17 protein-coding genes and 1 pseudogene are annotated in these 15,342 nt (G+C 68.8%); 6 read left to right on the top strand and 12 right to left on the bottom strand.

The features are described 5' to 3' along the window. Nucleotides 1–452 precede the first annotated feature (452 nt). Nucleotides 453–755 carry a hypothetical protein gene (locus tag JXZ78_RS16865; RefSeq protein ID WP_050502800.1) on the bottom strand — a complete coding sequence of 101 codons (303 nt, stop codon included), beginning with the start codon at nucleotides 753–755 and terminating at the stop codon, nucleotides 453–455. 363 nt (nucleotides 756–1,118) lie between these two features. Between JXZ78_RS16865 and JXZ78_RS16870 the strand changes: the two genes are divergently transcribed. Then, on the top strand, nucleotides 1,119–1,301 hold the full coding sequence (locus JXZ78_RS16870) for a hypothetical protein (protein ID WP_157851681.1): 183 nt from the start codon (nucleotides 1,119–1,121) through the stop codon (nucleotides 1,299–1,301). A gap of 29 nt (nucleotides 1,302–1,330) precedes the next feature. Here JXZ78_RS16870 and JXZ78_RS16875 read toward each other — a convergent pair whose 3' ends face one another. Then, on the bottom strand, nucleotides 1,331–1,978 hold the full coding sequence (locus JXZ78_RS16875; protein WP_030022661.1) for an STAS domain-containing protein: 648 nt from the start codon (nucleotides 1,976–1,978) through the stop codon (nucleotides 1,331–1,333). A 95-nt stretch (nucleotides 1,979–2,073) separates the two neighbouring features. Further along, nucleotides 2,074–2,787 carry a SagB/ThcOx family dehydrogenase gene (locus tag JXZ78_RS16880; RefSeq protein WP_208870204.1) on the bottom strand — a complete coding sequence of 238 codons (714 nt, stop codon included), beginning with the start codon at nucleotides 2,785–2,787 and terminating at the stop codon, nucleotides 2,074–2,076. Between the two features lie 281 nt (nucleotides 2,788–3,068). Between JXZ78_RS16880 and JXZ78_RS16885 the strand changes: the two genes are divergently transcribed. After that, nucleotides 3,069–3,503, top strand: coding sequence for a hypothetical protein (locus JXZ78_RS16885; protein ID WP_030022664.1), 435 nt, complete (start codon nucleotides 3,069–3,071; stop codon nucleotides 3,501–3,503). Between the two features lie 191 nt (nucleotides 3,504–3,694). On the opposite strand, the gene JXZ78_RS16890 is transcribed toward JXZ78_RS16885, so the two are convergent. Further along, nucleotides 3,695–4,300 (bottom strand): dihydrofolate reductase family protein, encoded by a 606-nt coding sequence (locus tag JXZ78_RS16890; protein ID WP_030022666.1) that lies wholly within the window; start codon nucleotides 4,298–4,300, stop codon nucleotides 3,695–3,697. A 222-nt stretch (nucleotides 4,301–4,522) separates the two neighbouring features. Here JXZ78_RS16890 and JXZ78_RS16895 point away from each other — a divergent pair, with 222 nt between their 5' ends. After that, nucleotides 4,523–5,071 carry a DUF4262 domain-containing protein gene (locus tag JXZ78_RS16895; protein ID WP_030022668.1) on the top strand — a complete coding sequence of 183 codons (549 nt, stop codon included), beginning with the start codon at nucleotides 4,523–4,525 and terminating at the stop codon, nucleotides 5,069–5,071. A 46-nt stretch (nucleotides 5,072–5,117) separates the two neighbouring features. On the opposite strand, the gene JXZ78_RS16900 is transcribed toward JXZ78_RS16895, so the two are convergent. Together JXZ78_RS16900 and JXZ78_RS16905 are read right to left on the bottom strand one after the other, a co-directional pair. Continuing rightward, nucleotides 5,118–6,179, bottom strand: coding sequence for a transposase (locus JXZ78_RS16900; protein WP_238783172.1), 1,062 nt, complete (start codon nucleotides 6,177–6,179; stop codon nucleotides 5,118–5,120). Continuing rightward, nucleotides 6,176–6,721 carry a transposase family protein gene (locus tag JXZ78_RS16905; protein ID WP_238783173.1) on the bottom strand — a complete coding sequence of 182 codons (546 nt, stop codon included), beginning with the start codon at nucleotides 6,719–6,721 and terminating at the stop codon, nucleotides 6,176–6,178. The genes JXZ78_RS16900 and JXZ78_RS16905 overlap by 4 nt, the downstream gene beginning before the upstream one ends. A 388-nt stretch (nucleotides 6,722–7,109) precedes the next feature. On the opposite strand from JXZ78_RS16905, the gene JXZ78_RS16910 reads away from it, so the two are divergent. Further along, nucleotides 7,110–8,078 carry an alpha/beta hydrolase gene (locus JXZ78_RS16910; RefSeq protein WP_030022670.1) on the top strand — a complete coding sequence of 323 codons (969 nt, stop codon included), beginning with the start codon at nucleotides 7,110–7,112 and terminating at the stop codon, nucleotides 8,076–8,078. Between the two features lie 203 nt (nucleotides 8,079–8,281). Here JXZ78_RS16910 and JXZ78_RS16915 read toward each other — a convergent pair whose 3' ends face one another. The 4 genes from JXZ78_RS16915 to JXZ78_RS16930 form a co-directional block, all read right to left on the bottom strand. Beyond that, on the bottom strand, nucleotides 8,282–8,794 hold the full coding sequence (locus JXZ78_RS16915; RefSeq protein ID WP_050502801.1) for a hypothetical protein: 513 nt from the start codon (nucleotides 8,792–8,794) through the stop codon (nucleotides 8,282–8,284). Between the two features lie 53 nt (nucleotides 8,795–8,847). Next, nucleotides 8,848–9,561 carry a transposase gene (locus tag JXZ78_RS16920; protein WP_106968869.1) on the bottom strand — a complete coding sequence of 238 codons (714 nt, stop codon included), beginning with the start codon at nucleotides 9,559–9,561 and terminating at the stop codon, nucleotides 8,848–8,850. A 19-nt stretch (nucleotides 9,562–9,580) separates the two neighbouring features. Continuing rightward, nucleotides 9,581–10,060 (bottom strand): transposase, encoded by a 480-nt coding sequence (locus tag JXZ78_RS16925; protein ID WP_157851682.1) that lies wholly within the window; start codon nucleotides 10,058–10,060, stop codon nucleotides 9,581–9,583. Nucleotides 10,061–10,129: 69 nt separating this feature from the next. Continuing rightward, the gene (locus JXZ78_RS16930) at nucleotides 10,130–10,405 is read right to left on the bottom strand and encodes a helix-turn-helix transcriptional regulator (protein ID WP_078624519.1); all 276 of its coding nucleotides are present in this window, start codon (nucleotides 10,403–10,405) and stop codon (nucleotides 10,130–10,132) included. An 894-nt stretch (nucleotides 10,406–11,299) separates the two neighbouring features. Between JXZ78_RS16930 and JXZ78_RS16935 the strand changes: the two are divergent. Next, nucleotides 11,300–11,422, top strand: a pseudogene (locus JXZ78_RS16935) (IS110 family transposase); the annotation flags it as partial. 233 nt (nucleotides 11,423–11,655) lie between these two features. Next, on the top strand, nucleotides 11,656–12,498 hold the full coding sequence (locus JXZ78_RS16940) for an IS5 family transposase (protein WP_238783174.1): 843 nt from the start codon (nucleotides 11,656–11,658) through the stop codon (nucleotides 12,496–12,498). A gap of 247 nt (nucleotides 12,499–12,745) precedes the next feature. On the opposite strand, the gene JXZ78_RS16945 is transcribed toward JXZ78_RS16940, so the two are convergent. After that, nucleotides 12,746–13,144, bottom strand: a complete 399-nt coding sequence (locus tag JXZ78_RS16945) for a hypothetical protein (protein ID WP_238783175.1) — start codon at nucleotides 13,142–13,144, stop codon at nucleotides 12,746–12,748. A 67-nt stretch (nucleotides 13,145–13,211) separates the two neighbouring features. Then, nucleotides 13,212–15,342 (bottom strand): ALF repeat-containing protein (locus JXZ78_RS16950; protein ID WP_275127849.1); only part of this gene is annotated, 2,131 nt, incomplete at its 5' end.

The following is a 15,342-nucleotide window of genomic DNA, read 5'->3' on the forward strand; positions in this document are numbered from 1 at the left end:
CGGCGGCAGACGGTGCTGCTTGCGGCGGCCAGGCCCATGCCGGCACATGGTCGTGCAGTCGGGGTCCACCGGCTGGCGTCGGGAGCACTGTCACGTGCCGGCATCGCGGCAACAGGCCGCCACGTGAGCCGCGCTTCTTGCGGTCGGCGGCCACCGCGCCGGGACGGGGTCGCGGCCTGCCCGCCCGGCTCGCTGCGCTCCGCCACCGCGGCCAGCGACGCGTGCAGGACGGGCAGGACAACGCGCACTCGCGAACGCCGCGTCCACGGTCCACCGCCACCTCTGCCGCACCCAGCGCCTCCGCGCTCCCGGCACAGCGCCAGGCTCGCCGCAAAGACGCGGTCCGCCTCATCGCCCTCGCAGCCGGCGCCGGTGCCGCCAGGCCACCGGGACCGCTGCGCCGAAGGTGACGCAGAAGCTCACGCTGCCGGTGCTGCGCACGGGAGCAGGACCTACTCGGCCATGTCGACGTGCGCGTTCTCCGTCGGCTGGTCGGCCTTGTCCTCCTTGGGCAGGCCGAGGTCACCACACTGATTGGCCGGGGCACTCAGTGTCAGCGCGAACACCTCGCCGACCAGATCGCCAGCAGTATTCGCCCTGGCCTGCGTGCGCGCCGCCCCCTTGTTGGCGCAGTGGTTGTCGTGCGCGCTGTTGCCCGCACCGATGACTGTCGTCGCCGCCGCCGTACCAGCGGCCGCGCCGACCAGGCCGGCTGCGGCCACTGCGACCGTGAGCGCCTGCTTGATGACCGGCATGTCGATGTCCTTCCGTCCGGGCCCGCATCGGTGTCCGGCCGACGCGGTCCACCTGTCCGCCAGGGAAACGAAACCGCGTGCGTGCCGTCACCGTCCCGGCGGCCGGAGCCTGCACGACGGCCCCGATACCAGCCGGCGCCCGCCCCGGCGGGAAACAGCCCGCTGGGCTTCACCTCCGCTTCTTCCGCCGCAGCCCAAGGCGAAGAGCAGCCAGTGAACTCGGCCGCCCAGAGCCCTGCGGCGGCTCAACCGCTGATACGAACCCCGTCGGCGCAGGCCGTGGCCGGCCTGACCTTCACCGCCCGGCAGGCGGGTTCCCTTTGAGCCCCCATGACAGGGACGGGGACGGGGAAGTAGCCCCTCATGCCAGCGGAACCGCAGTTGTCCGCTCTCCTGAAGCGGCTGGAGACAGCTCTTGAGCACGCTCGTGAACTTCGGGGCAGGAAACGTGTGGTGGCGGAGGAGAACTGGCGGCTGCTCGACGAGAACTACCGGCTCCGACGTCAGCGTTCCCGTCTCGTCGGCCGGCAGCAGGCGCGTGACTGACCCCCGCTCCCGGGCAGGGCCGCACCGGGTCAGGTGCGGCAGGGGGCTTCGAGCAGGTCGGTGAAGAGGGCGCCCGGCCCATCTGCCAGGCTGACCGGGTGCCAGGTGCGGCCGTCCCGGGCCAGGTGGCCCACCGCGGCAGCCCAGCCGGGCGATGTGTGCAGTAAGCATCCGGTTCCGGTCCGTTCGATGAGCTTGCGAACAGCCGGAGCGGGGCCGGCCAGCAGCAGTTCCCCTCCGGCCGAGCGCAGGCGCATGGCCTTGCGGACCAGAATCGCCAGGGTGTCGATGTTCAGCCGCTCCACCGACGAGATGTCAACGATCACGGTGGGGACGGTGGCATGGTGGCGGATCATGGCGGCCAGGCATTCGACCGTCTCCCAGGACCCGTCGGGCAGCGCCCTCGACCCTGCCGTCGGTGCGGAGTTCGTCTGCGCCGTCCGGTTGAGGGCGGCCCGCGCCCGGGCGCAGATGCCCCGATCGGTCGCATCATGCCAAGCGGCGAGGGCGAACCAGCGCGGAGCATCCGGTCGCCGCCCGGCACAGACCCAGTGGGCCGGCACGCCCGCCAGCCCCAGGCCCAGGGCCGCGGTGGCGGTGACCGCACGGGCCGCGAGATGTCGGCAGGCGCACGCGGTTCCGGGCCAAAGCCCCTCGGGCAGGGCGGGCCTGCGCATATCGCCTCCCTTTGCGCGCACAACAAGCGGCTGCGGGCTGACGTTCCCAGCGTGCACCGGCGGTGAGGCGGGCACCGGGTGCCCGCCCGAGAGAGTCAAGCTGGCTGTGGGGGTGCCTGTGGGAACCGGCTGTGCTTGTCGTTCAGAGCGGGAACGCCCGGGCTTGGGCTGGCTGCCGCTTCGAGGGGTGCCTTCCTGAAGGCGTCGAGGGTTGCCGGCGGTGGCGCTTCGTGGGGTTGCGGGTGGGGGCGGCCGGCCGCCAGGACGTAGAGGGGGGTGTGTCCGGTGTTGTTCAGTGTGCAGCGTTGTGCGAGGGCCGCGTCGCGGAAGGCTCCGGTCTGGGCCGGGCCGAGACCGAGCGCGGTGGCGGTCAGGGCGAAGGTCTGCCCCAGGTGTCCGGCATTGAGCAGGCACACCCGGTAGCAGCGAGGGGTGTGGTACTTCACGCTCATGCGCTCCAGCCGGGCGGCGAGCACCACCAGGAAGGCGGCATCGCCGGCCCAGTCCTGGTCGGCGCACAGGTGCGCTGCTTCCTCGGGAGTGAAGCCGTCGCAGAGCAGTTCCACCGAGTGCTGCAGGCTGTTGTAGTGGTACCAGCCGGGAGCGAGGCCGTCGACGTTGAGCGCGCCGAGGTAGGCGTCGAGTTCCTGACGGGAGCCGCCGGAGGGGCTCGTGCGGCGGTAGACCGGGCCATGGCCGCTGTCGATGAAGTCTACTGGCCCGAAGACTGTGGACAGCAGCGTGGCCAGGGTGTTCAGCGACACCGGGGTGCGGGTGAAGTCCCGGTGCGTGCGGCGGTCGTAGAGCACCGTTTCGTAGGGAGTGCTCAGGTCGGTGCCGCGGCGGGGCAGCAGCAGCCGCGGCGGATCGCCGACGCTTCTTCGACCTGGTTGGCCACCACCTCATCCGGCTCCTCGGCCCGGTTTGATGAGCGACACGTAGCCCTCTGTGCTTGGAGCCCCCAAGGCCGTGATCAGCCAGCGGCCGGCCGACGCGTGCCGCAACGCCGCTCCGCCGGCCCGGACGGTCCTTGTGGGAGCAGCTGTCGCGCGGCAGAGTGATGGGCGCGCAGCCTGATCGGAGGTGCCTCATGACTCAGGACATTCCTGCTCCCGTCCCGGTCGCGGAGTTGATCGCGCAGCGGGAGAAGTGGCGCACCTACCCCGACGGTTACCTCCGTCGGGACGAGCTCGTACGCGCCTGGCCGGTCGTCGCGGACATCGAAGCGGTCGTCAAAGCCAACGGTGTTCGGACCGTGACCGAGTCCGTGTCGGGCACGTGGGGCCGCACCTATCATCCGACCGTTTTCCACGCCGGCGACGCGCAGCGGGTCGCCGGCGCGATCGCCGATGGCACAGCCGTACTCCAGCCTCTTTGGCGCAGGGACACGGAGGAGGGCAGCGAGGCACTGCGGCAGCGGATCGAGAAGCTGGGCCGGAAAGACATGCTGGAGGCGTTGTACGTGATTGCGGTCGCACTGGTCTTGGTGGCGGGCCTCGGCGTGCTGATTCTCCTGTCGGAGTAGGCCCGGGGGTCCCCGGGCCGTACGTGAGGGGGTCGCCGCCGGTCGGGGAAACGATGTTGTCGAACGTCATCCGGTGGAGGACGTCCGACCTCTGAGCGTCCTGACGATGGCCGTTCGCCCCCCTGCCAAAGTCTTGCTCCGCGCCCGTTGGTGCCGGCCTGGTGTCGTCCAGTCCGGCGGACGGGGCAATGTCACGCAGGGTCGCCGAGCGGCGGGTGCTCGAGCACGCGGGGCTTGTACTCGACCATCTGGATGCGGCCGTCGAAGGTGCGGTGTTCGATCATCTCGAGGGCAACGTCCGGATAGCCGTCGTAGATGCGTTCTTCGCCCGTGGCCCCGGTGATCACCGGGAACAGCGTGACCCGGAAGCGGTCGACGAGTCCGGCTCGTAGCAGGGACCGGCACAGGCTGAGGCTGCCGATCGTGGTGAGGAGCTCCGAGCCACTCGACTTCATGGCGCGGACCGCCTCGACGGCGTCGTCGCGGACGAGCGTGGAGTTGGCCCACGTCAGTGGCTCCTTGAGTGAGGAGGAGAACACCACCTTGGGCGCTTGCGTGAGCTCGTCGACGAACGTCTCTTCTTCGGGCCTGAACTCGTCTTGGCCCTTCGGGACCTCGCCTGCGGCGAAGCTCGACATCTGGCGGTAGGTGTTCGCTCCCATCAGGTAGGTGGCCTCGGGCTGCTCGCCGAGCCATGTGAGGTACTCCGGGCCCTCGAGGCCCCAGAAGCCGGGCCATCCCTCTCCCGATGCATGGCCGTCGAGGGAGGTGATGAAGTCGACAAGAAGCTCCGACATGGCGGTGTCCTTTCGTGGGGTGCCGCGAGCTCGGCCCGGCCGGGAGCAACAAACTCATCGGCCGCGCTGTGGAGTATCGGGGAAATCGGGTGGCTTTGTTGGCGAGTCGTGGGTTCTGGCACAGATCTTGGGGAGCCGTCGCGGAGGGTGATGGCGCTGTTCGATTGAGAGGGTCCGAGCCCCGGTCGTTCGACCTGAAGGCTCACCTCATACCCTCCGCACATGACTGATGATCCGTTCCAGTGCCGGTGTGTCCTCTGCCATGACTACGGCGACCGGGACGAAGCGGACCGCATGGATCTGACGGTCATCGAGCACGTGCAGCAGCACGGATGGCACGTCGTGATGGTTCCCGAAGACGAGATCGGTCCTGGATTCGCCTACACGATCGGCCTCGCGCACACCCACGGCGGACCTGAACTCGCCATGTTCGGGCTCGATGTCCATGCCATGCACCCCATGCTCAACACGCTCGGAGAGAAGTCTGCCGCGGGCGAAGTGCTGGCGGACGGCCAGAGCCATCCTGATGTCGTCGACGGGTATCGAGTCGCGCTCAGGCAGGTCGATCGCAGCTGGTACCGGACCTTCTTCGGGCAGGCCATCGGGTTCTACCGGCGGCCGCCTCTCCCCGTGCTGCAAGTCGCGTGGCCTGATGTCGAGGGCCGTTTCCACTGGGATGAGCAGGCTGACGAGAGGCATCGCGACTCACAGCCTCAGTTGTGGCTCCCTTCGCGTGACCATCCTGTCGGGATCTGGACGGCCGATCTCTGATCTCAAAGGGCCGGGAAGCTGGCGAGTCGGCACCTCGGGCGGTGCGCTATTGAAGCAAGATCATCTTGCGTAGGAGTTCGAATCCGGCTCGGCCGTAGAGCTGTATCTTGTTCTTCTTGATGCGGTTCACGGCGCCCTCGATGCTGCCGGAGCTCCGGTCCAGAGTGAGGCCGGCGGTCACGGCGTCGAGGTCTCGGAGCAGGTGAAGTGCGAAGCCGGTGAGCCCGGGCAGCTGGCTGGCATCGACAGCGTCGATCCAGACAAGGAGCGTGGCGCCCAGGCGGCCGCTGAGTATCTCACCGAAATCGCGGACGTGTCTGGCGGCCGTGACCAGTTCGGGACAGCGGGCCAGGACGTTCTTCAGGCCGACGCGGTCCTGCTCGCTCAGCGCGGTGGGGTGGCGGGTGAGCCACCCGGTCACCTGCCGTACCGTCGGCGGCCGCGGCGGCGCGGCGGACGGAGCCCCGCGCAAGGTGGCGATGTGGGCTCGGACCATGCCGTAGGTGGCAGGAGCGTGCTCGGCGACCAGCTCGCCGTGGAGTTGGGTGAGGCTGGTGCATCCCTCGGCGAAGCGTCGCTCCAGGTAGGGCTTGTAAGGGGCCAGTCTGCTGGGCCGGGGCCGGTTGTCGCGGATGGTGTCCTGCCAGCGTGCGGCGTTCGCGTACCGGCGCACGGTGTTGAGGCCACAGCCCAGGTGCCGGGCGATCGCCCGACGTGAGTGCCCCTGGGCGAGCATCTCGTGGACCAGGGCATGTGCAGCCTTCTTCCGCTCGGCCCGCCGGCCGACCGGCTCCGCGCCGTTCTGCGGCCGCTCGGAAGCCGGTGGGGTGTCCTGCGGCAGCGTGCCGCTGGGCATCGGGTTACGCAGGCAGTCGCGATGGGCGGCGACGCAGCGCTCTACGGCCCGGCCGAGTCCCTGCCACAGATGAAACCGGTCAGCGACCTGCAGGGCATTAGGGGCGCCGCGGCGGACGCCCTCGGCGTAGGCGCCCGCCCGGTCCCGGCAGATGATCTCCACGCGGGGGTGGCGGATCAGCCAGGCGGCCAGCGGTCCGCCCTCGCGGGTCGGGAGCACGTTGACCACGCGATGGTCTTCGACGCTGGTCAAGACCGTGGAGTAGGTCTGGCCGCGACGGATCGCGAAGTCGTCCACGCCCAGCACCCGTGGAGTACTGAATCGCGGATCGGGCAGTGCCATGGCCTGCGTAACAAGGTCATCCGTCCCGCACCGAGGCCGAGCTGGGCCGCCAGCCATGTGCCGGCCCGCCCCGCCAGGGCGAGTCCCACCCGTTCCAAAGCAGGGTTGAGCCGCGTGGTGAACCGAGCGTGCGGGACAGTCAGCCGGGAGAACGGCTCGGCGAACGTCCGACGCGGGCAGTCTGCCGACCCACAGATGAAACGTCTGACCGTCAGCCGGATCACAAAGCCCTGATCAGCGAGCGGAAGGTCCTTCAGCCTGCGCTGGCAACGATCGTGGACTCGATCCGAGATGAGGCCGCAGTCCGGACATGCCACCGCGACCGCGCGGCCTTTCGCCGCCACCTCGACCGTGCCGAACGCGGCCGTGACCGCCTCGACCTCCACCTCGTCGATCCCCTCGAACACCAGCGAGTCCCAGAACAGCGCGTCGGCCTGCATGACCAGCACCATCACGGTCCACCGCCGACCACAGCAGCGAACGGAATGCACCTGAGGGAGCGTCACTTCCGGCCGTCGGGCGACAAGGCGTACGCCCTCTCGTACGAGCCAGGCCCTCGCAATCGAACAACGATGTCACGCTCCGCGACGACTCCCCAAGATCTGTGCCAGAACCGAGTTCCGACAGCAGATGTTCGCCAGTTCCGACGGCACCCTGCCGGGGCTGGTCATTCGAACACACTCGGAAGCCGGGAGTGCCCGCATGCGGATTGAGGACCTTGTCTGTCCTAATGGGCCCCTACGGTCGTGCCGGGTCGCCAATCGGGTGACCTGTAGCAAGGATGACGAGGGCAGCCGCTGACTACCTGGGCTGCCTGCCGCACGTGCAAGGAGTACGACCATGGGCATCTCCGAGGCCGCCGACCGCACCGATACCTTCGTTGCGCACCGGTTCACCGAGCAGCTGGTGGACCTGGGCGAGATCCGCATGAACTACGTCGCCGAAGGCGACCCGGCTTCCCCGGCGCTGTTGCTCGTGCCTGCCCAGGGCGAGTCCTGGTGGGGCTACGAGGACGCGGTCGGACTGCTCAGCTCCGAGTTCCGGGTCTTCGCGATCGACCTGCGGGGCCAGGGCCGCTCGACGTGGACCCCCGGCCGCTACAACCTCGGCACCTGGGGCGCCGACGTGGAGCGGTTCATCGACCTGGTCATCAAGCGTCCCGTGGTCGTGGCGGGGAACTCCTCCGGCGGCATCATCGCCGCGTACGTGGCCGCGTACGGCAAGCCGGGCCTGGTCCGCGGCGCGATGCTGGAGGACCCTCCGCTGTTCTCTTCCCAGGCCCGCCCGCCCTACGGGCCCGGTATGGCGCAGACGCTGGGGCCGATCTTCGCCCTGTGGGCGAAGTGGCTCGGACCGCAGTGGTCCATCGGCGACTGGTCCGGCATGATCAAGGCCGCCTCCAAAGAGCTGCCAGCCTTCCTGCACCCCGGGATCGGGTTCATGATGGGCGACGGTGACCCCGAGGCCGGCGCCTCCCCGACGCCGGTGCAGCACCTGAAGGAGTACGACCCCGAATGGGGGCAGGCATGGGCCACCGACACCGCCAACGCCGGGGTCGACCACGCCACGATGCTCGCCCAGGTCAAGACACCGGTGCTGCTCACCCACCACTTTCACAGGACCGACCCCGACACCGGACAGTTGATGGGCGCCATGACCGGCATCCAGGCCGCCCAGGCCCGCCGCCTGATGGAGTCCACCGGTCAGCCCGTCGCCTTCCAGCAGCTCGACGCGCCGCACACCATGCACGAACCCATGGCCCAGCAGTACGTAGACGTACTCACCCAATGGATCAAGACGCTACCCTGACCGCAACACAACGACTGACGGGCGGGCTGCCCCGAGCTTCCCGGGCCGGACAGCCCGCAGGTGGAAGCCAGGCGCGCTACCGCCTCCCCACAATCGAACAGCGGCGGATCAGGATGCCGTCCAAACTCGTGGACATCTGCTGTCGGAACTCGGGTTCTGGCTCATTTTCCGTGAACTGGTCACGGTGGGTCACGCGACGCCGGTCAAAGGCCCGTGTTCAGGGGTGCGTCTGTGGCGAGAAAGTCTTGCGCTGCGGAGGTGACCTCGTCGATGATGTGCTGCTCTTGCCGAGTCTGGTCGTTCAGCAGGTCGATTCTTCTCGCCAGATCAACGATGGGGTGCAGCGTGTCGGGGTAGTCGAGTTCGGCTGCAGCTTCCTCATAGATCAGCTTGGCTCCGTGTATGGGATCGAGCTGGCGCGCCACGATCTGGGCCGCCCACCAACGGGCCGCGATCCACCGCGCCGTGGCCAGATCTTCCGAGGTCAGCGGCAATAGACCCAATTCATCCAGCACAAGGCCGAACAGCTCGCGGGCCTGAGGGTACTCACCGTGGGCGAGCCCAGCGAGCAGCGGAAGCGAGGGAGCCTCAACGTCGGCCATCAGGGCGTCCAGGCCCAGCTGGACCAGATAGGCGTCCGAGGGACGCTGCCAGGGCGCCATCGACAGGTCTGCACCGGCCATGCGAATGAGGCTGATCGCTACTGCCGCGTCCATGCTGTGCCTCGCCCCTCGTCATCGTTCCGTGAAGGAATTCCTATCATCGAGAGTCAGGCAGTTGGTGAGGTGGTGGCCAGCAATACGCGCTTGCGTAGCAGGCTGAATCCGGCTCGGCCGAACATCTGGCGCTTGAGCATCTTGACGCGGTTGACGTGCCCTTCGACGACACCGGAGTTCCAGGGCAAGGTAAGGCAGGCGATCACAGCCTCGCGGTCGCGCTCGATGCCCGCGGCAAGGGTGTGGAGGCTTGGCAGGTCGTCTTGACGGACGGCGTCGAGCCACTCGGGGAGTCGTTCGCCCTGGCGTTCGGTGAGCATCACGGCGAAGGACCGGATCTGGCCGGTGAGGGCATCAAGCTCGGGGCAGTTGGCCAGCACGGCCTTGAGTCGGAGCTGTTCGATTTCCGTAAGCGTTTCCGGGCGGCTGAGAATCCATCTGGTCACCAGGCGGGGCGCCGGGGGCTGTGCGGTGACCGGCCGGGGTGAGGTGCGCTTCTTCCTGATGTAGGCGCTGACGATGCCGTAGCTGCCCTTGTCGCCGAGCGGGATGGTCTCCTCCCAGAGTTTCCAGGCCTTGGTGCAGCCCTCGTTCCAGCGGTCGTCGAGGTAGGGCTTGTACTCGTCCACAGCGGACGCTCGGTTGAACTCGTACTGACCGGTGAAGAGGTCTTCCGGCCTGGCGCCATCGGCAAGGCTTTTGACGGTGCGATGCGTCATGTGGAGTTGGCGGCCGATGGAACGGCGGCTGTGGCCGGCTTCCAGCATCGCGTGGACCGTGGCGTGTCTACCCGGATGCGGTTGGCGAATCGGTCGCCTTCCAGGGCGAGGCCGGGTCCACCGCGGACGATTCGGGCTCGCCGGACCCCTCCTCGACCGGTTCGGGTGTCAGGACGCGTAAGCACTGGCGGTGGCGGACAAGAGCCCGCTCGGCGGCCTCGCTGAGGTTGTGCCAAAGATGCCACCGGTCAGCGACCTGGATCGCCTGGGGTGCCCCGGCCGAAGCCCCTTCGGCGAAGAACGGAGCACGGTCCCGGCAGACCACCTCGATGCCCGGCCGCTTCGCCAGCCACTCGGCCAGGCTGGACGCCTCCCGGTCAGGCAGGAGGCCCACCGGCCGACGGGTCTCGCAGTCGACCAGCACAGTGCCGTAGACGCGGCCCTTGCGTGTGGCGTACTCATCGACGCCGACTACCCGCGGGGCCGGCACCTCCGGCTCGGGCAACACCTCGACCAGCCGCAGCACCGTACTGCGGCTGACAGACACACCGAAGACTCCTGCCATCCGGGCTCCGGCCCGGCCTGCGAGGGTGAGGCCGACCATGGCCAGGGTTGGTCAAGACGGCTCGGTGCTTGCGCTGGAGGCTGTGTTGTACTCCGGCTCGCCGTTCTCGAGTACCCGGAGGAGCGAGGCGGTGACGACGCGGGTGGTACGGCCTATCGGCAGTACGCGGCAGGGGAATTCCCCGCGGCGGACAAGGTCGTAGCTCTTCGACCTCGACAAGCCGAATGCCTGGGCGGCGTCCTCGACGCTCGCGGTCCTGCTCCAGGTGGCGCGGATGTGCTCAGTGCTGAACGGGTCATGATGCGTCGTGCTGCTCTGGCTGGACATTCCTGCCCGCAGTGCCTTTCGGGTCTGGTTGCTTCCGCGAGTGGGAGGCAGGGAGAAGCGGTGGACTACCAATAATCCGAGTTCGCGGATGCCTTGCGTTGCTCAGTGTTAGAGATGAGTTGGAACGGGCCCAATTAGTGCCAGCATTACCAGTTGGGGCCGCCGGCGTTACCTCCACGTGATTCCGGTTACGCATCATGTGGAGTGCGTGGTGATCCTTGAGGAGGCGGCTAAGGGCTCCTGACCTGCGGTTTTGTGCGTGCACATTATGTGCGGTGTGGGCGTTACGGGCGATATCTTGACGCTGAAATGACGCTCGTGACGCTTGTTCTGATGGGGCGTCAGGCTGTGTTCGTCGCTGGTCAGACGGTCTGCCGACTGCGCGGTCATGGCGGGGCGGCGGGAAAGCCGTGGTTTCAAACAGCCTTGATGGTGTGGGCGACCTCGCCGGGTTCTCGCCGTACGCGGTCTGGCACCGCCAACACCGCGCGGCAGACGGCTGCTTTTGGCCCGATGACCGGGTGCGGTACCCGGAAATCAGGGATCGGACAGGACTGCCGTGCGCCGCCACCTGGGCGAAGACGCAATTACCTTCGTCGTGGAGCCCGGTTCGGGCTCGTGGCCCCCGGGGCCGGTAACTCGTTGCCCTGTCCTTGATGATCAGGGGGGGCTGTCGCCGGTCCTGACGGTACCGGTTGATCGCTGATGGGAGCGTGTCCGCCTTCGGACAAGGCTGCGTAATGTGGCTGCCGATCTCCGGTACCCTGATGGGTCACCGGCGGTGACTCCGGGGGTGACCAGCAACACCTTTACATCGATCGATGGGTTCTGCGCGGATGCACGGCGTTCGACAGGCCGCTGCCCAATGGCGAGCCCTAGCTGCTGGAGCTGTTCGGCACCCTGGCAGTGACGGTCGTCCGCGCTTGTGGATGCGACGTCGCCTATCTGCCGGGCCTGTCGGTGCGCAGACTGGCCGACCTGTACCCCGGTACCGGCAAGACCGACGCGCGTGACGCTACGTCATCGCCGCTGCCGCCCGAAACGCAGGGACTCTGCCAACCCAGCAGGATCGAGGACGGCCCTCAACCTCGACCGGGAACCCGCCTCGTCTTCGGTTCTTCCCCGGGCATGCGGGGTCCCCGAGCACCCTCGGTCGGGGACCGCGAAGGTACTCGGTTCATCCCTGGCCGCGCAGAGCTGACTTGACGGCTAGGCAGTTTCGTTTGGATCGGTTGGTCGTTGGACCAGGTATGCCGTCAACCGACGTGCAGTGGGCACGGATCGAGCCGTTGCTGCCGGACCGGGCGCCGAGGCGGGGTGGTCGCTGGCGCGATCACCGAGTGGTGATCGACGCGATTGCCGTGAAGTTCCAGACCGGCACGCAGTGGGTGCACCTGCCGGAGAAGTACGGCAACTGGAGAGGTGTCTGCAACCGGTTGCGGATGTGGGCCGTGGACGGCACGTGGGAGCGGGTGTTTACCGCGCTGATGGCCCAGGCCGACGCCGACGAGGGCCTGACCTGGGCCGTCTCGGTGGACTCCACGGTCGTTCGGGCTCCTCGGCACGCGGTGGGGCCCGCAAAAAGGGGCTCCGGCCGGCGAGCCGGCCGACCACGCCATCGGCCGGTCCCGCGGCGGACTGACCACGAAGATCCACCTCGTCGCCGACGGCCGCTGCCGTCCCTCGCCTTCGTCCTCACCGCCGGGCAGGCCGGGGACACACCCGCCTTCGAGGCGGTCATGGCCCGCTTGAGCGCTCCCCGGCGGCGTGGCCGCCCGCGTACGAGGCCGGACGTGGTGCTGGCGGACACGGCGTATTCCTCCCGTGCGATCCGTGACCACCTGCCCAACCGCGGCATCCGGGCGGTGATCCCGGTCCCGGCCGGCCAGCGTGGCCACCGGCTGCGGCGGGGCAGCCGGGGCGGCAGGCCACCAGCCTTCGGCCGCGAGGCATACAAGCAGCGCAACACCGTCGAGCGGTGCATCAACTGTTTGAAGCAGTGGCGCGGGATCGCCACCCGCTACGAGAAGACCGCCACTGTCTGCCTGGCCGGACTGCACATCGCTGGCGTCTTCCTCTGGTCCGCTCGCTGATCCAAACGAGAGCCCCTGGTTGACCTGAGTCGGAGCCCCGATGGCAGCGGGCGGTGACTTGGTCGAGGATCTCGTCGGCGGATCTGGTTCAGTGGGCATGAAGCGCAGGTGGAAGCGCGGGTGCGCCGGCTCGGCGGGGCCGGGGCTCTTCCAGGAATCCGAAAAAAGGCGCCTGACACGGGCTCTGCCCGTCAGGCGCCTGACTGCTCGATGAGCTGACTGACCTGCTCGCGAATGCTGTTCGGAGTCAACCCCAGTTGAGCCATGCCCACAGGGCGAACGCCACGACGAATCCGACGGACAGCTGAATCGTCAGCCGCTTGTTCGCCGGGCCCGCTTTGCTGGCCGGTGTGCCCAGCGGGTCCTCACCCTGCTTCACCGCTATGAGCATGTCCGCGCGCCGTCCTATGACACCGAGAATCATCCCGACGGACACGGTGGAATAGATGGAGAGGAGTTTTGTGAGATCGTGCCCCCGCAGCTTCCCGAGCACCGTCAGGAAGACAATGCCGAAGAGCGGGATCATGGCGATCTGCGTCTTGGCCCGGGACGTTGGCATCATGGGCAGCCAGACCACGAGGAAAAGGACCGTCAGGCCGGCAGCGATGATCCACCAGACATTTACGGGGATGTGCGGGGCGTGCAAGATTCTCTCCCTTACCACTGTGGGGCCCGCGAGCGGGCCCCACAGCTCAGCTCTACAAAAGGGTCGGTCAGCCGAACAAGCCGGTGACGCCCGAATAGATCGAACCGGCGGCGTCGCCGAACACTTCCTTGGCCTTCGTGCCTGCCGACTTTACTAGACCGGCACCCTTCGAGACGGCGCCCTTGAACTTGCCGCCGACGAAGCCGACGGTGGTACCGAGCGCGGACGCCCAGAATTCATCGCTGCCGAATCCGTAGGCGACACCGGTGAAGATGCTGCTGCCGACTCCCGAGAGGAGGGATATGCCTCCCGCGACAGCGCTGACGCCCTGCGCGACGCCCGGGGCCGGAATCAGGTTCGCGGCCGCCGCGGCCCAGCCGGTCCAGGTGCTGGTCTCACCCATGTAACCGGCCCAGTCGCACCAGGTCTGCTTCCCCGGCGGGCAGCCGCCACTGCTGCCGCCGTCGCCGCCGCCGCCCTTGCTGCCGGGCAGCTCGGCCTTGTCGTTCTTGGCGTCGTCCTCGGGCCGCTGCTTCTGCTTCGCGGCCTCCTCGGCCCTCTTGCGCGCGGCTTCCGCGGCCGCGCGCTGCTCGGCCTGGTGCTTCTGCAGGGCGATCTGCTTGGCCTGGCTGGCCGCCACACGCGCGGCCGCCGCGTCCTTACCGGCTTCTATGGAAGCGGCCCTGGCACGGCTGGCCGACGCTTGGGCGCCGGCCGCCGCGGCAACCGCCTGCTGTGCGGAGTGGGTGGCCTGAGTGGCCGAGTAGTTGGCCTGGCGGGAAGCGACCTGAGCCTTGGCGGCCGCGGCCTTGGCCTTCTTGGCGGAGGCGGCCGCGGAGGCGGCCGACTTGTCGGCCTGGGTGGCGAACTCCTGCGCCCGGTTGGCGTGGCCCTGGGCCTCCTTCGCCTTGGCCTGGGCCTGGGCTGCGTACTTCTTGGCGTCGTCCGCCTTGCCCTGGGCGCGGGCCGCTGCCTCGAAGGCGGTCTCGGCGTTCTCGTACGCCTGGGAGGTGGCCTTCGCCGCGACGCTGATCTGGGCCTGGATCGCCGCGGTGTGGGCCGCCGCGTCCTGGTCCGCCTGGGCGGCGCGGTACTGGGCACGCTCGACGAAGACACGGCGCATGGTGTCGGTGCCCTCAAGGGCGACCTGCGCGGCGGCCTTCATCATCGGGCCGCCCCGCTCCAGCTGCTGCAGCGCCTGGAAGCGGTCGTCCTCGGCCTGCGCCTTGGTGTAGCCCTCGGTGAGGAAGGAGTGCAGCGCCTCGGTGGACCCGTCGTCGAGCGCCTTGGTCGCGGCCGCCTTCACCGCCTTGCCCGCCTCGTTGACGACCTTGAGGATCTGGAAGCGGTACTCCTCCTTCTGCCCCTCGAAGGCCCCCTTGGTCAGGAACTCCTGCACCGCCTCGGGCCCCTTGGCCAGCGCGTCCTCGGCAGCCGCTGCCGTGCGGGGTGTGCCGATCCGGCTGAAGAAGACGGTCTTCTCCCGGTCGTCCTGGTGCTCGGCGTCGATCCGGTCCTGCTTGATCCACGCCTTCATGTCCTCGTCGGAGCCCGACAGGGCGTCCTCGGCCGCCGCGCGGGTCCAGGTGCCCTGGCTCGACAGCAGGTTGACGGCCGCCTGGCGGGCCGCCCCTACGGCCGCCTGGTCGTCCTTGCCCAGCTTCTCGCCGGCCTCGGAGATCAGCCGCTTGGTCTCCTCGCCCGTCTGGGCGGCCTGCGTCTGCTGCTTGGCGAGGGCCGGCTTGAGGTCGTCCTCGAAGCGCTTGGCGTCGCGCGCCTGCTCGATCGATGCGGCGAGGTCGGCCTCCAGCATCTTCTCCTCGGCGGCCCGGGCGACGTTGAAGACCTCGGTGGCCTGCTCGGTCGCCTCACCGGCCGTCTTGGCGGCCTCAAGCGCCGCGGCGGCGTGGGCCTTGGACTTGTTGGCCGCGTCCTGGGCCTTGCCCGCCTCGTCCGCGGCCTTGTCGGCCGCCTTGGCCGCCGCGTCCGCGTGCTCGGCCGCGTTGTTGGCCGCGGTACGGGTCTGGCGGGCCGCCTTGGCCGCCTGGTCGGCCAGAGATACCGCGTTGTTGGCGGCGGTGGTCGCGCGGTTGGCCTCGGCGCGGGCCGTGGCCGCCGCCCGCCTGGCGTGGGCTGCTTCGGCCTGCGCGGCGCCCGCGCTGGCACTCGACTGCGCGGCGGCCTCGGCCGCCGCGGCC

The organism is Streptomyces monomycini, from assembly GCF_022271435.1.
GTDB classification, from domain to species: domain Bacteria; phylum Actinomycetota; class Actinomycetes; order Streptomycetales; family Streptomycetaceae; genus Streptomyces; species Streptomyces monomycini.